Origin of the sequence: Indioceanicola profundi (genome assembly GCF_003568845.1) — a bacterium.
GTDB classification, from domain to species: Bacteria; Pseudomonadota; Alphaproteobacteria; order Azospirillales; family Azospirillaceae; genus Indioceanicola; species Indioceanicola profundi.
The window spans coordinates 1,719,952-1,733,404 of the sequence record NZ_CP030126.1; the positions used below are offsets into that span (position 1 = coordinate 1,719,952).

The following is a 13,453-nucleotide window of genomic DNA, read 5'->3' on the forward strand; positions in this document are numbered from 1 at the left end:
CCGCTGACGCTCAGTCCTTGCCCCCGGCGGTCCCCATGCTATAAACGCGCGGTTTTCCGGGACCACCATGTCGGGACAGCCAACCTTGGCCATCCAGCCTTCCGTGCTCATCCTGAACGGGCCGAATCTCAACCTGCTCGGCACGCGGGAGCCGCATGTCTATGGAACGGACACGCTTGAGGATGTCGAGCGCCTGTGCGAGGACGCGGCCGCGCGCCTCGGGCTGGAGATCGATTTCCGCCAGTCCAACCATGAGGGCGAACTGGTGACCTGGATTCAGGATGCGCGTGGCGAACACGATGCCATCCTGCTCAATGCGGGTGCCTACTCGCACACCTCCATCGCCATCCTCGACGCCCTGAGCGCCGTGGGCCTGCCGGTGGTGGAGGTTCATCTCAGCAATATCTTCCGACGTGAGCCGTTCCGACATCACTCCTATGTGTCCACGGTTGCGCGCGGTGTTATCTGCGGCTTCGGCCCGCACGGCTATGTCCTGGCGCTGGAGGCGGTTGCCCGTCTCGTCGACGCCGCGGACCCGGCCTGACAGGGTGCGACCGGCCATCAAAGGGTTTAAGAAGAATGGCGACGTTTGAACTGGACGCTGAGTTCGTGCGCAAGATGGCGGAGCTCCTGACGGAGACCGGCCTGACGGAGATCGAGTATTCCGAGGGCGAGAAGCGCATCCGCCTGACCAAGGCGGCAATCCACGCCGCGCCGGCGATGATGGCTGCTCCCATGATGGCCGCCCCCGCCGCGATGCCGGCGGCCGCTGCCCCGGCGGCAGCTCCGGCAGCATCCCCGGCCCAGCATCCGGGCGCGGTGAAGTCCCCGATGGTGGGCACCGCCTATCATTCGCCGGAGCCGGGCGCCGCCCCGTTCGTGCGCGTCGGCGACAGCGTCAAGGCCGGTCAGACCATCCTGATCATCGAGGCCATGAAGGTGATGAACCCGATCAAGGCGCCGAAGGCCGGCACCATCACCCAGATCCTCGTCAACGACGCTCAGCCGGTCGAGTACGGCGAGCCTCTCATGATCATCGAGTAAGGGCTGATGCAGGACGGTCTGTTCGAAAAGGTCCTCATCGCCAATCGCGGTGAGATCGCGTTGCGCATCCACCGCGCCTGCCGCGAGATGGGCATCAAGACGGTTGCCGTGCACTCCACGGCCGACGCCGACGCCATGCATGTGCGCCTCGCGGATGAGAGCGTGTGCATCGGCCCGCCCTCTTCCAAGGAAAGCTATCTCAACATCCCGGCGATCCTGTCGGCCGCGACCATCACGGGCGCCGACGCGATCCATCCCGGCATCGGCTTCATGTCGGAGAACGCCCAGTTCGCCGAGATGGTGATCGAGCACGGCTTCGCCTGGATCGGCCCGACGCCGGAGCATATCCGGATCATGGGCGACAAGGTCACCGCAAAGAAGACCGTGATCGCCCATGGCCTGCCCTGCGTGCCCGGCTCCGACGGGCCGGTGAACTCGGTGGAGGAGGCCTTCGCCATAGGCGAGACGGCCGGCTACCCGATCCTGATCAAGGCGGCGGCCGGCGGCGGCGGCAAGGGCATGAAGGTGGCCTGGTCCAAGGATGAGCTGAAGGAGGCCTACCAGCTCGCCCGTGGCGAGGCGCGCGCCGCCTTCGGCAACGACCAGGTCTATATCGAGAAGTATCTGGCCAACCCGCGTCACATCGAAATCCAGCTCCTGGGCGACCATCACGGCAATGTGGTGCATTTCGGTGAGCGCGACTGCTCCCTCCAGCGTCGGCACCAGAAGGTCGTGGAAGAGGCTCCCTCCCCGGCGCTGAACGCGGAGGAGCGGGAGAAGATCGGCGCCCTGGCCGCCCGTACCGCGAAGCTGATCGGCTACCGCGGCGTCGGCACCATGGAGTTCCTGTACGAGGACGGGCAGTTCTTCTTCATCGAGATGAACACCCGCCTGCAGATCGAACACACCATCACCGAGATGATCACCGGCGTCGATCTGGTGCGGGAGCAGATCCGCGTCGCCACCGGCGCGCCGCTGGGCATCACCCAGAAGGACATCAAGTTCAACGGCCACTCCATCGAGTGCCGCATCAATGCCGAGCATCCGGAGACCTTCGTTCCCTCCCCCGGCCAGGTGAAGCAGTACCATGCGCCGGGTGGTCTGGGCGTGCGGGTCGATTCCGCCCTATATGACGGCTACCGCGTGCCGTCGCACTATGACAGCATGATCGCCAAGCTGATCGTGCACGGGAATTCCCGGAACGAGTGCCTGATGCGGCTCCGCCGTGCGCTGGAGGAATTCGTGATCGAGGGCATCGACACCTCGATCCCGCTCCACCAGAAGATCATCTCCGAGCCCGACTTCATCAATGGCGACTACGACATCCGCTGGCTCGAAGAGTGGATGAAGAAGAAGCTGTAGCGGCAGCCCTTCCTGTAGGCTGCGGAGCGGGCCGCCGGACCTCGTGCCGCCCTGCTCCAGCCCGCAGGGCAGTGACAGGATTCCTAACACCTGCCATACTGGGCTCCGCCGGTCGGTGACCGGCGGGTCTTGGACATGGTGGAACCGTCCCGGCTGCCGGGCTGCATTCCAGCCGCAACCGCTGCCGCCTGTGCCGCCGCATCACGGCAGGGGTGCGGTCCAGGGACGCCCACCCGGCGAATCTGTTGCGTTAGGTGCGTTAAGGGTCGCGTTAGGTGCGTTAAGGGCCACCTGCGGCACGCCTTGTCCTCCGCCTTCGCTAGTCGGCATAGCGCCGTTTCCATTCCTCCTCGATACGCACCATCCAGCTTGGATGCGGCTCCGGCAGGGTCCGGGAAAGATCGCCCTCAGGGGGCATGGCGGGCGGCCTTTCCAGCCGGTCGAACAGCGCCCGCTGGTCCGGCGAAAGCTTGTCCATGTCCAGCACGGTCGGATCGCCCCAGAGCGCCGGGTCGGCCTTGCGGGCCTGGGCTTCCGGCGACAGCAGGAAATTCGCCACCACCAGCGCCCCCTCCTTGGCCGAGGAGTTGAAAGGGATGGCGACGAAGTGCGTATTCGCGATGGTGCCGCCCTCCAGCACATAGGCCCGCACCGACTCCGGAAGCAGCCCCAGCGACGCGGCACTCGCCGCCTCCGCCGGATTGAAGGCGAAGGCGATGTCCACCTCTCCGTCGTCTACAAGCTGCCGCATCCGCGGATAGTTCGGCGGGAAAGCCCGCCCGCCGCGCCAAAGGTGGGGATGCAGCCGGTCCAGATAGGCCCAGAGCGGGGCCGACGCGGTCTCGAACCCGGCATCCGTCACGGGTTCGGCGAACACGGACCGGTCGGGCGCAAGCTCCAGCAGCGCCTGCTTCAGGAAGGTGGAACCGGTGAAATCCGGCGGAGCCGGATAGGTGAAGCGTCCGGGATTCTCCGCCGCCCATTCCAGGATCGCCGGAATGCTGCGGGGCGGCCGCTCGACCGTTTCGCTATCGTAATAAAAGGTGAGCTGCGCCATGCCCCACGGGCTCTCATAGCCGTCCGTCGGCACGGTGAAGTCGACCAGCGTGGTCGGCTTCCCCTCCGTATCCACCAGGGCGAAGTTCGGCAGCAGATGGGTGAAGGGACCGTGCAGCAGCCCGTTCTCCTTCATGGCCGCGAAATTCTCGCCGTTCAGCCAGAGCAGATCCTGCTTGCCCCCGCTGGCGACTCCGGCCGCCTTCTCCGCCAGCACCGCGGTGACCGCATTGCCGGGATCGTCATCCTTCACATGATGCAGCTCGATCCCGTTCCGCTCCCGCAGGATGGCGGCGGCCCAGGTGATGAAGGCGTTGACCTTCCCGTCCCCCGCCCAGGCCCGCCAGTAGACCGCCTGCCCCCGCGCCGCCGCCTCGATCTCGGCCCAGCTCCGCTGCTGCGCCTGCACAGGCGCCGCCAGCACGGCCAGCAGGGCGATCAGGGTGGCGGCCAGGCGGTGCATGGAAGTCCTACTCGTCGCGGAAGGTCAGCACGGCCTGGGCGATGCGGGAACCGGTGGTGATCCAGCACATGGCTGCGAACACGCCAGCCAGCCAGCCGAACAGGTCCGGCAGCAGACAGGCCAGCGCCAGGAAGATGATGGTCTCCGTCCCTTCCGCCAGCCCGCCCAGGTAATAGATGGCCTTGGCGCCCCGCTCGGCCGTGGTGATGCCGCGTTTGGCGGCGATGATGGCGAAGGCCAGGAAGCTCGCCATGGTGCCGACGAAGCTGAAGACCAGCACGGCGGCATGCAGGGCGAATTCCGGCCTGCCGAAGGCGAAGGCCACCGGCACGCCGGCATAGAACAGGAAGTCCAGCGTGATATCCAGATAGCCGCCCAGGTCGGTGGGGCCACGGGCGCGCGCAATTGCCCCGTCCAACCCGTCCGCCAGCCGGTTCAACCCGATGCAGAGCAGCGCCCAGCCATACATCTGGGCGGCGAGGAAGGGGAAGCTGGCCACTCCCACCGCAAAGCCCGCCAGCGTCACGGCAGTGGCAGGCATGCCGAGCCGGCCCAGCCGCACTCCGGCACTGTTCAGGGGCGGATCGATCAACCGCCGCAGGCTCGCATCCAGCATGTGCCACCCGGGCTCGCTTCGGATGCCATCTCACCTGCACGCGCCCGCCCGCCTTGTCCAGCACCGAACAAGGCGGGCGTGCCGCGGGGGTCAGCCCTGGGCCCCGGCCGTACGGCCGATATCCCGCTCCGGCTCCACAACCTCGACCGTCCGGGCCGCCTGGGGCGGTGCGGACTGGACCGGGACGGCGGGTGCATGGGCGACTTCCACCGGTGGGGGTGCGAAGCCCGGTCCGGCGCCTTCCGAACCGGTGCCGGGACGGGCATAGCGGTCGTTCATGCGCCGGACCTCCGCCGCCACTTCCTCATGGATACGGTCCAGCTTCCGGTCGGTGCCCTTCGACCAACCCACTGGCCGCTTGCGCAGGAACAGCGGGAAGCTGGTCGCGGCCAGGAAGGCGCGCCTCATCTCCAGGGCGAAGGTGCCCCGGCGCTCCGGCAGCTCGCGGGCGATCCGCCGGGCCACCATCTTGCCGCCGATCCAGCGTGCCGCCAGCACCAGCAGGATCAGCAGGCCGGCAGTACCCCAGAACCAGGGGCTGTTCACGTCGATGTTCGCGAAGGGATCGCCGATGACCAGACCGGCGATAACGCCGGCCGCAACCAGGGCCAGGATGATGGCGCCCCAGGTGATGCGGCTGGTCGCCTTGCGCCAACGGCCAAGAGCGGCGGTCAGCCCGGGGATCACGTCCTCCCGCAGATCCTTGGTGATCGCCTCCAGGCTGTTCGCGACCCGGTAGCCGCGCACCGACGGCACCTCGTGGATGCGCTGGCGGATTTCACGGGTATCGCGCCGGCTGATCTCCTGCAGGCGGATCTGGATGTCGGAACCCGTGGAGGCGGCGGTGCTGTAGATCGAATAGAACCGGCCCCCGGTGATGCCGACGCTGGCCAGCGCCCGCTGCCAGGCGCCCACCACCTCCTCCAGATTGTCCTCGCGGGAGGTGGCGTCGATCTGGTTCAGCACGAACAGGAACTTGTTCGCATCCGCCCGGTCCTTGATGCGGGCGACCAGCTTCTCCAGCGTGTCCCGCATGACGCCCGGCTCCGGCTTGCGGGCATCGAAGACCACCAGCGTCAGGTCGGACAGGTCCAGGATATGGTCGATCAGACGCAGCGTGGCCGCCCTGTACTCGTCGCTGTCGAAGCCGGGGCTGTCCACCAGGATCATGCCCTTGAGCTGCTCCGACGGAACCGTCTTCAGGGCCAGGAAGCGGTTGACCATCTTGCCTTCGCCGGGGACGGCCTTCTCGATCTCGTCGCCCATGGCGTGGAACGGGAACCGGGGATCGACATCCAGCGCCGTTCCCGGCAGTTCCCGCAGCTCCGTCCCGTGGCAAAGCACGGTGAACTTGTCGTCCACCGCCTGATTGCCCGTCCGCTGGACCTTGAGGCCCAGAAGATCATTGATCAGCGTGCTCTTCCCCGAGGAGTAGAGGCCGACCAGGGATACGACCGGCCACCAGCCGATCCGGTTGGTCAGCGTGTCCTCCGGATCGAGCAGCCGCATCCGGTGGAGCACCTGGTCCATTCGACCATATGAATCGACCAGCCCAACCAGATCCGGATTCTCTTCTTGCAGATGCTTGCGCAGGTTATCGATCCTGCGCCGGATCATTGAACGTGCCATGGGGCGTCCCTCTTTTTATGCGCGCGCAATGGGGGGAACACCGCAAAGCGGTGTCTTGTGCCATGCGCAAGAGAGAATGAGCCCATCCAGCCGAGGTGTCGAAGCTGCTTTAACCGAGAAGGTCCTGTACTTCCTTGTGACGGCGCATCCAGGCCGCGGCATAGCTGCATAGGGGAAAAATGGTCAGCCCGTCACGGCGCGCGATGTCCGTGATGCCGCGCATCAGCCGGTCGGCAGCGCCGGTGCCGCGCAGTGGGATCGGCGCTTCCACATGCGAGATACGGACGCTGTTGCCGCTTCGGCGGTAGTCGGCGAACGCGATCATTCCATCCTGCTCAAGCTCATACCGATCCTGCTCGGTATTGTCCCTGACGTCGCTCATCATCCACCTGTCCAGTTCATCAAGGGCGCATGGCGCCCACCGACCAACAGCTATATGGGCGATCTGCACCCGCCCCTCCTCCTCCGCAACATACCCGCCCGGCATCGGTTGCACCGGTCGCGTCCCGTAAGGCTGTGGACCGCAGGGGGACCGGGAAATGAGGTGTGCCGCTGCAGCCCTGCTGACCGTTGTGCTCGCTGCTTGCAGCGGGCAGGACGCATCCGCGCCGGACAACGGTGAGCAGGAGTTTGAGGAGAGGATTGCCGAGGAATGCACATATGCCGGCCTTTCGACCGGGGAGTGCGCCGCCTTGATGCACTACTGCTTCAACGATATCGAGCGGTGCGAAATCCTGGGCAGACCCATCAGGCCGGAAGGTTGATTCTGGCCAGTATCCGACGCTATATCCCTAGTCTGACCGAAATGCGGATGGGGCTTCTCATCGTCGGCGCGGCCGTTCTGGCTGCCGGCTGCAGCCAAGCACCATCCACGGTCCAGGACCGAACAGAAAACGCCGAGTCCGTTTCAGAAGCCCGCAATGAACATCTGGAAGATATCCGGGCCAAGCGCCGACGCCGGATGATCATGCGCCGGGGACCGTAGCGGCCTCCGATGTGGATACCTGATTCTAATTCTGGGCAGATTATCTACTGGAACCGCTTTGCGGCTCGCCTGCTGAACTGGCAGGCTTTGAAAGGGATGGTGGGCGCGACAGGGATTGAACCTGTGACCCCTACGATGTCAACGTAGTGCTCTCCCGCTGAGCTACGCGCCCGATCCCTTGGGGTCGCTCCGGCTTTCGCCAGAGCCGCCGCGGGGCAGCGCCCCGTAGCGAGGCGGGCTTGTAGCACCCTGCTTCGGGGTTGGCAACCCTTCGATTTCCGGGACATGCGCTTTTTTTTGCCGGCCGCTTGGCGCGGTGGCATGCCGCCGTGTTATCCGCTAGATGAAGCACATGGACCGCCCCTCCTTCAGCCCCCCGGACATCAGCGCGGGCCCAGGCTCCACAGCCGCTCCGGACCAGGATGCCGCGGACGGGGATGCCGTTTTCCACATCCGCAGGCCAGCGGTCCAGACCCTGCCCCTGGTACTGGCGTCGCCCCACAGCGGCCGGAACTATCCAATGGAGTTCCTGGCCTCATCCCGGCTGGACGCGTTGTCCCTCCGGCGGTCGGAGGACTGCTTCGTCGATGAGATTTTCGCGCCCGCTGCCGATCTTGGCGCGCCGCTGATTTCCGCCCTGTTCCCGCGCGCCTATCTGGACCCGAACCGGGAGCCGTTCGAGTTGGACCCGGCCATGTTCGACGGACCGGTACCGTCCTATGTGAACAGCCGAAGTGCGCGGGTGCAGGCCGGCCTTGGAACCATTGCCCGGATCGTCGCCAGTGGAGAGAATATTTATGCTGGCAAGCTGCGCTTCCGTGACGCGTTGCGACGGGTGGAGCGCTGCTATTTTCCCTATCACGCCGCGTTGAGAGGCCTGATCGAGGAGACGCAGGCGCAGTTCGGCTACTGCATCCTGCTCGACTGCCATTCCATGCCGTCCATCGGACTGCCGCCCGAGATCGCCGCCGGGGGCAAACTCGACATGGTGCTGGGCGACTGTTATGGCAGTTCCTGCGTTCCGGCTGTGATCACGGCGGCGGAGATGGTGTTGCGGACACAGGGATACGGCGTCGGACGCAATGCCCCCTATGCCGGCGGCCATACCACGCGACATTATGGGCGCACCGCCGACGGAGTGCATGCATTGCAGATCGAGATCAATCGGGCGCTCTACATGGAAGAGCGGACGTTGGAGCGACGGCCCTTCATTTCCAGCCTTGCCCAACACATGGCGGAGCTGGTCACGGCCCTGGGCAGGCTGCAAGCCAGCGCCCTTTTGCCGACGCGACGGTGAACCACATGGATGAGGCGCCCTCCGTAACGCTGAAACGTCCCATTCTGACTCTGAGGGATGCCGGGCCGGACGATTCGGCTGCAATCGCTGCCATCTACGGGCCGGAGGTCCTGGCCGGCACAGCCAGTTACGAGTTTGCCGCCCCCGATCCGACGGAGATGCGCCGACGTTTGACGGAGGTTCAGGCCGCTGGCCTGCCGTGGCTCGTGGCTGAACATGATGGACGGGTCGCAGGCTACGCCTATGCCAGCCCCTTCCGAACCCGACCCGCCTACAGGCATACAGTGGAAAATTCCGTCTATGTCGCCGAGTGGGCGCGGGGCCGGAGCGTCGCGTCGATGCTGATGGGTGAACTGATCAGCCGGTGTACGGCTCTCGGCCATCGCCGGATGGTGGCGGTGATCGGCGACCGCCGTAATGTAGCGAGCATCGCCCTGCACCGTCGGCACGGCTTTCTGGAGGTCGGCGCCATTCCTGGAGCCGGGGCCAAGTTCGGCGGCTGGCTGGACTTGATGATCATGCAGCGCCCGCTCGGCGATGGCAGCGACTTGCCTCCGCCGTGAACCGTCTCATCGCGCCGCAATACGCAAAGAAAAAGGCCGTGCCCAACGGCACGGCCTGAGTTTAGGGAGGAAACGCCCAAGAAGTGCGTTACGGCAGGATCACTGGAAGCAACCCATGCCGCACTGCAATATAAGCCCGCCCCTCCACCGGTAATCAAGGGAAAAATCCATCTGCTTCAAAATGCTAGCTGTACAGACAGGCTCAGCGGGAGAGCCGGCACCGACAATGATGCCGCAGTGCAGCGCCGCTGGAGGGAACGAAAGTGCTAAGCCGACCGGAAGCCTTTGCCGGTCGGACAGTCCAAGGGTCTAGGATGTAGAACATCGGGCACACCGCTATGGTCTGCTCCCGAACCGCAGGCCTGGGAGGCCTGTTTCCTGTTGCCTGGTATGTCAGGCGGCAGCCCGGAACCCCGGAGGACAGGAGCAGTGAGCCGTCTCGTCGTCGTTTCGAATCGAGTAGCCCCGGCCGAGGAGGGCAAGCAGCAGGCTGGCGGCCTTGCAGTGGCCATCCTGGAAGCGCTGAAAAGCCGCGGCGGCATCTGGTTCGGCTGGAACGGGACGACCACGGAAAACACGGAGTCGGGTCCGCCTGATATAAATCAGGTCGGCCGGCTGACCTATGCCACCATGGGGCTGAGTAAGCGCGATCTCGACGAGTACTACAACGGTTTCGCCAACTCGACCCTGTGGCCCCTGTTCCATTTCCGCCTGGACCTCGCCAGCTTCTCCGGCCGGACCTATGCAGGCTACCAGCGGGTCAACGGCCTCTTCGCATCCCGTCTGGCCCCACTGCTGGAGCCGGACGATCTCGTTTGGGTGCACGACTATCACCTGATTCCGTTCGCGGAGCAGCTTCGGACGATGGGGCTGTCGCAGCGGATGGGCTTCTTCCTCCACACCCCCTTCCCTGCACCCGAGATCCTGGTCGCGCTTCCCGGGCACGAATCCATCGTCCGGAATCTCTGCGCTTACGACCTGGTGGGCTTCCAGACCGAAGCCGACCTGCGCTGCTTCGCCAACTACATCCGGTACGAAGCCGGCGGATTGGTCGAGGAATTGGAGGAAGGGCCGCCCGGCTGGAGCGGCGTGCGGGTGCATGCCTTCGGTCGGACCGCGATCGCCCGCGCCTTTCCTATCAGCATCGAAACCCAGACCATGATCGATCTGGCCACCCAAGCGGCCGACATGGCCCAGACGCAGCGTCTGCGGGACAGCCTGGGCGGACGGGCCCTGATCATCGGTGTGGACCGCCTGGACTACTCCAAGGGCCTGCCGCAGCGGTTCGAGGCGTTCCAGGCCTTGCTGGATGCCTATCCGGGCAATCGTGGTCAGGTCAGCTTCATGCAGGTCGCGCCGCCTTCCCGCACCGATGTGGCCGAGTACCAGGCGATCCGCCGGGAGTTGGAGACGCTGGCCGGCCATATCAACGGACGCTTCGCCGAATTCGATTGGGTGCCGATCCGCTATCTCAACAAGAGCTTCAGCCGGAAGAGTTTGGCGGGCTTTTATCGGAATGCCCGGATCGGGCTGGTTACGCCGCTGCGGGACGGCATGAATCTGGTCGCCAAGGAATATGTCGCCTGCCAGAACCCGGAAGATCCCGGCGTACTGGTCCTCTCCCGTTTTGCCGGCGCGGCGAAGGAGCTTGACGCCGCCCTGATTGTCAATCCCTATGACATCCGCGCGGTTGCCGAGAATCTTCAACGGGCTCTGACCATGCCTTTGGCGGAACGTCGTGAGCGGTTCGAGTCCATGATGAAGGTGATCGTCGCGAACGACATCACGCATTGGCGTGAAGTCTATGTGGACACGCTCTATGGCCTGGGATCGGCAGACTGACTTCAATGAGTGACATAACACTGTCCCTGATCGCCGACATCGGCGGCACCAATGCCCGGTTCGCCTTGGTCGGGCCGGACGGAGCGTTCGCAGAGAGGGTGCTGCGTTGCGCGGATTACGCTTCGCTGGCCGATGCGGCGAAAGCCTATCTGGCGCAGCAGAATGGCTTGGTTCGGCCGGCCCGTGCCGCATTTGCTGTCGCCTCCCCCGTGACTGGCGACATCATCCGCATGACGAATCTGCCATGGGAATTTTCCATCGCGAACGTCAGGCGGGAGCTGGAGCTGGAGCGGCTTGACGTCATCAACGACTTCACCGCCGTGGCCCTGTCGATGCCCGAGCTGGGGCCGGACGATCTGGCGCAGGTTGGGGACGGTGCGCCGGTAGCCCAGGCCCCGGTGGGGGTACTTGGGCCCGGCAGCGGTCTCGGCGTTTCGGCCCTGATCCCCGGAATCCAAGGCTGGACGGCCCTGGCCACCGAGGGCGGCCATGTGACGATGGCGCCGGTCTCCGACCGCGAAGGCGCAGTGCTGGCCCAACTGCGCAAGCGGTTCGAGCACGTCTCGGCCGAACGGGTCCTTTCCGGTCCGGGTCTTGTCAACCTCTACGAAGCGCTGGTCGTCATTGATGGGCGGGAGCCGGAGCAGCTCACAGCGGCTGAAATCTCGACCCGAGGGCTGGAGGGACGAGACCCGGCCAGCCAGGAGGCGCTGGAGATGTTCTGCGCCATGCTGGGCACGGTGGCTGGAAATCTCGCCCTCACACTGGGAGCGCGCGGCGGCGTCTACGTGGCCGGTGGCATCGCGCCGAAAATTCTGTCCTTCCTGAGGCACAGCCGGTTCCGCAAGCGCTTCGTTGAGAAGGGCCGGATGCGCGACTTCCTGGGACCGATCCCGACTTATGTGGTCACCCACCCTTACCCGGCCTTCGTCGGGCTACAGGCGCAGCTCAGGAAGTCGTAACGGGGTTCATCCAGCACAGTACCCGGAAATAGAAAGGGCGCCTCGATGGGCGCCCTTTCTATTTCAACGCTGCCTGTCTGCTCAGTGCAGATTGGCCGGCAGGTTCTTGATGGCCGCGTCGACGAGCTGGTCGTTGCGGGTGCGGTCCATATTCTGGACCAGCAGCCGCTCAGTCGCGGCGATCGCCACATCCACAGCCAACTCCCGGACCTGCTGCACGGCCTGAGACTCTGCCTGGGCGATCTTATCCATCGCCTGTGCCTCACGGCGCTTCAGCGATGCCTCCAGATCGACTGCTGCCTGCTGGCGGATGCGCTGCGCCTCTTCCCGCGCATGCGTCAGTATCTCCTCGGCGTCCTTCAGCGCGTCGCGCTGCTTGCGCTGATACTGGGCCAGGGCGGCCTGCGCATCCTCACGCAGCTGCTGCGCCTGCTCCAACTCCTGGCGGATACGGTCGGCACGGGTGTCGAGAGCCTCGACAATCGTCTTGCCCGCCATCTTTGCGACGATGGCGACAAAGATCAGGAAGGCCAGCGCAACCCAGAAATACGGATTCTCCAACATCACGCACGCTCCTTCAGCACGTCGTCCACGGCGGTCGTGACCGTGTCGGCCGACAGGCTCAGGCCAACCAAACGCTCCACCGCGGACTGCGCCGCCTCGACGGAGACGTTGCGCAGAGACTGGATCGCATTTTCCTTTGCGACACGGATATTCTCTTCCGCCGCGCGGCTGCGCTGCGTCAACTCCGCGTCGAGCTCACGAAAACGCTGTGCAGCGTCGGCATCCGCAGCGGCAACTGTTTCGGCCATGATGCGCTGTGCGTTGGCGCGGGCCTCCGCTTCAGCCTTTTCGTAAGCCTGCATGACCTGCTCGGCCTCGGCCTTGAGGGCCGCCGCTTTGTCCAGGTCGTTGGCAATCTTTTCCTGGCGGGCCTGCAGCACCTCGCCGACGCGCGGCAGGGCGACTTTGGACATCAGCCAGAGAAGGAGACCGAAGGTCGCCAGCGTCCAGAATATCTGTGACGCATAGTTGGCCGGGTTCAACTGTGGAAGACCGCCGCTGTGGTGGTCGTCCGGCCCCTGCCCCGACGCAGCCTCGCCAATGGCCTCGGCGGCCCCTTGGGCAAAGGCGGGGTCGACCAGCAACGCGCCGCCCAGCAGGGCGATGCCGGCGCACAGGCCCCAGCGCTTCAGGCTGTCGATACGCATGTTGGCACCCATTCACTCAAGCCCGCCCGCCAGGGCGGAGCTTCGCCTGTTTTCCGGCAACACCGTTCGCCACCCGGCAAAGCGGATGTCGATAGACGACCGCCGTTGCATCGACGATCAACAAGGATCGAATGCAACGGCGGATCGACCGGTGCTGAAGCGCAGCCGCCGGGCGGCGGCCACCGAACCCGTTCTTAGCTGAACAGGATCAGGAAGGCGATGACGAGGGCGAACAGGCCGACCGCCTCGGTCAGGGCGAAGCCGATGAAGATGAAGGTACGGTAGGCCGGGATGGCGGCCGGGTTGCGGGCCGCAGCCTGATACAGGCCGGAGAACAGGTTGCCCAGGCCCATGCCGACGCCCCACAGGGCCAGCATGGCGATACCGGCGCCGATGAACTTTGCGGCTTCAGCGATTTCCATT

15 protein-coding genes and 1 tRNA gene are annotated in these 13,453 nt (G+C 65.3%); 8 read left to right on the forward strand and 8 right to left on the reverse strand.

Features of this window, described 5'->3' with window-relative positions; translation table 11 throughout:
* The first annotated feature begins 85 nt into the window (after positions 1–85).
* Genes aroQ through accC form a run of 3 tightly spaced genes read left to right on the forward strand, consistent with a single transcriptional unit; the run spans position 86 to position 2,406 of the window.
* Positions 86–544, forward strand: coding sequence for a type II 3-dehydroquinate dehydratase (gene aroQ, locus DOL89_RS08195; protein ID WP_119678699.1), 459 nt, complete (start codon positions 86–88; stop codon positions 542–544).
* 35 nt (positions 545–579) lie between these two features.
* Positions 580–1,044: an acetyl-CoA carboxylase biotin carboxyl carrier protein gene (accB, locus tag DOL89_RS08200; protein ID WP_119678700.1), complete on the forward strand. Its 465-nt coding sequence runs from the start codon at positions 580–582 to the stop codon at positions 1,042–1,044.
* Positions 1,045–1,062: 18 nt separating this feature from the next.
* A complete protein-coding gene (gene accC, locus DOL89_RS08205) occupies positions 1,063–2,406 on the forward strand; it encodes an acetyl-CoA carboxylase biotin carboxylase subunit (RefSeq protein ID WP_119680323.1) in 1,344 nt (447 codons plus the stop codon).
* A 319-nt stretch (positions 2,407–2,725) separates the two neighbouring features.
* Here accC and DOL89_RS08210 read toward each other — a convergent pair whose 3' ends face one another.
* The 4 genes from DOL89_RS08210 to DOL89_RS08225 form a co-directional block, all read right to left on the reverse strand.
* Positions 2,726–3,925 (reverse strand): ABC transporter substrate-binding protein, encoded by a 1,200-nt coding sequence (locus DOL89_RS08210; protein ID WP_119678701.1) that lies wholly within the window; start codon positions 3,923–3,925, stop codon positions 2,726–2,728.
* 7 nt (positions 3,926–3,932) lie between these two features.
* A complete protein-coding gene (locus tag DOL89_RS08215; protein ID WP_119678702.1) occupies positions 3,933–4,541 on the reverse strand; it encodes a CDP-alcohol phosphatidyltransferase family protein in 609 nt (202 codons plus the stop codon).
* A 90-nt stretch (positions 4,542–4,631) separates the two neighbouring features.
* Entirely contained in the window at positions 4,632–6,170 is a 1,539-nt protein-coding gene (locus tag DOL89_RS08220; RefSeq protein ID WP_119678703.1) for a dynamin family protein, read from the reverse strand.
* A 109-nt stretch (positions 6,171–6,279) separates the two neighbouring features.
* Positions 6,280–6,555, reverse strand: coding sequence for a GNAT family N-acetyltransferase (locus DOL89_RS08225; RefSeq protein ID WP_205574548.1), 276 nt, complete (start codon positions 6,553–6,555; stop codon positions 6,280–6,282).
* A gap of 154 nt (positions 6,556–6,709) precedes the next feature.
* Here DOL89_RS08225 and DOL89_RS08230 point away from each other — a divergent pair, with 154 nt between their 5' ends.
* Positions 6,710–6,934 carry a hypothetical protein gene (locus DOL89_RS08230; RefSeq protein ID WP_119678704.1) on the forward strand — a complete coding sequence of 75 codons (225 nt, stop codon included), beginning with the start codon at positions 6,710–6,712 and terminating at the stop codon, positions 6,932–6,934.
* A 318-nt stretch (positions 6,935–7,252) separates the two neighbouring features.
* Here the strand turns inward: DOL89_RS08230 and DOL89_RS08235 are convergent.
* Positions 7,253–7,327: transfer RNA gene (locus DOL89_RS08235), tRNA-Val, on the reverse strand.
* Between the two features lie 180 nt (positions 7,328–7,507).
* Here DOL89_RS08235 and DOL89_RS08240 point away from each other — a divergent pair.
* The 4 genes from DOL89_RS08240 to DOL89_RS08255 all read left to right on the forward strand — a co-directional run bounded on the left by DOL89_RS08240 (position 7,508) and on the right by DOL89_RS08255 (position 11,819).
* Positions 7,508–8,452 (forward strand): N-formylglutamate amidohydrolase, encoded by a 945-nt coding sequence (locus DOL89_RS08240; RefSeq protein WP_119678705.1) that lies wholly within the window; start codon positions 7,508–7,510, stop codon positions 8,450–8,452.
* 5 nt (positions 8,453–8,457) lie between these two features.
* A complete protein-coding gene (locus DOL89_RS08245) occupies positions 8,458–9,015 on the forward strand; it encodes a GNAT family N-acetyltransferase (RefSeq protein ID WP_119678706.1) in 558 nt (185 codons plus the stop codon).
* A 429-nt stretch (positions 9,016–9,444) separates the two neighbouring features.
* On the forward strand, positions 9,445–10,857 hold the full coding sequence (gene otsA, locus DOL89_RS08250) for an alpha,alpha-trehalose-phosphate synthase (UDP-forming) (RefSeq protein WP_119678707.1): 1,413 nt from the start codon (positions 9,445–9,447) through the stop codon (positions 10,855–10,857).
* Between the two features lie 5 nt (positions 10,858–10,862).
* The gene (locus tag DOL89_RS08255) at positions 10,863–11,819 is read left to right on the forward strand and encodes a glucokinase (protein ID WP_119678708.1); all 957 of its coding nucleotides are present in this window, start codon (positions 10,863–10,865) and stop codon (positions 11,817–11,819) included.
* A gap of 81 nt (positions 11,820–11,900) precedes the next feature.
* On the opposite strand, the gene DOL89_RS08260 is transcribed toward DOL89_RS08255, so the two are convergent.
* From DOL89_RS08260 to DOL89_RS08270, 3 genes are all read right to left on the reverse strand, one after another.
* Positions 11,901–12,383 (reverse strand): F0F1 ATP synthase subunit B family protein, encoded by a 483-nt coding sequence (locus tag DOL89_RS08260; protein ID WP_119678709.1) that lies wholly within the window; start codon positions 12,381–12,383, stop codon positions 11,901–11,903.
* Entirely contained in the window at positions 12,383–13,030 is a 648-nt protein-coding gene (locus DOL89_RS08265) for a F0F1 ATP synthase subunit B family protein (protein WP_162937396.1), read from the reverse strand. The genes DOL89_RS08260 and DOL89_RS08265 overlap by 1 nt, the downstream gene beginning before the upstream one ends.
* Positions 13,031–13,224: 194 nt before the next feature.
* Complete coding sequence (locus DOL89_RS08270) at positions 13,225–13,452, reverse strand: ATP synthase subunit C family protein (protein WP_119678711.1); 228 nt, start codon at positions 13,450–13,452, stop codon at positions 13,225–13,227.
* Position 13,453: the final 1 nt, after the last annotated feature.

Excerpts from the sequence above, each read along its gene's own strand:
- accB (WP_119678700.1), top strand. The coding sequence starts at position 580 with ATGGCGACGTTTGAACTGGACGCTGAGTTCGTGCGCAAGATGGCGGAG.
- DOL89_RS08210 (WP_119678701.1), bottom strand. The coding sequence starts at position 3,925 with ATGCACCGCCTGGCCGCCACCCTGATCGCCCTGCTGGCCGTGCTGGCG.
- DOL89_RS08215 (WP_119678702.1), bottom strand. The coding sequence starts at position 4,541 with ATGCTGGATGCGAGCCTGCGGCGGTTGATCGATCCGCCCCTGAACAGT.
- DOL89_RS08220 (WP_119678703.1), bottom strand. The coding sequence starts at position 6,170 with ATGGCACGTTCAATGATCCGGCGCAGGATCGATAACCTGCGCAAGCAT.
- DOL89_RS08225 (WP_205574548.1), bottom strand. The coding sequence starts at position 6,555 with ATGATGAGCGACGTCAGGGACAATACCGAGCAGGATCGGTATGAGCTT.
- DOL89_RS08230 (WP_119678704.1), top strand. The coding sequence starts at position 6,710 with ATGAGGTGTGCCGCTGCAGCCCTGCTGACCGTTGTGCTCGCTGCTTGC.
- DOL89_RS08240 (WP_119678705.1), top strand. The coding sequence starts at position 7,508 with ATGGACCGCCCCTCCTTCAGCCCCCCGGACATCAGCGCGGGCCCAGGC.
- DOL89_RS08245 (WP_119678706.1), top strand. The coding sequence starts at position 8,458 with ATGGATGAGGCGCCCTCCGTAACGCTGAAACGTCCCATTCTGACTCTG.
- DOL89_RS08255 (WP_119678708.1), top strand. The coding sequence starts at position 10,863 with ATGAGTGACATAACACTGTCCCTGATCGCCGACATCGGCGGCACCAAT.
- DOL89_RS08260 (WP_119678709.1), bottom strand. The coding sequence starts at position 12,383 with ATGTTGGAGAATCCGTATTTCTGGGTTGCGCTGGCCTTCCTGATCTTT.
- DOL89_RS08265 (WP_162937396.1), bottom strand. The coding sequence starts at position 13,030 with ATGCGTATCGACAGCCTGAAGCGCTGGGGCCTGTGCGCCGGCATCGCC.
- DOL89_RS08270 (WP_119678711.1), bottom strand. The coding sequence starts at position 13,452 with ATGGAAATCGCTGAAGCCGCAAAGTTCATCGGCGCCGGTATCGCCATG.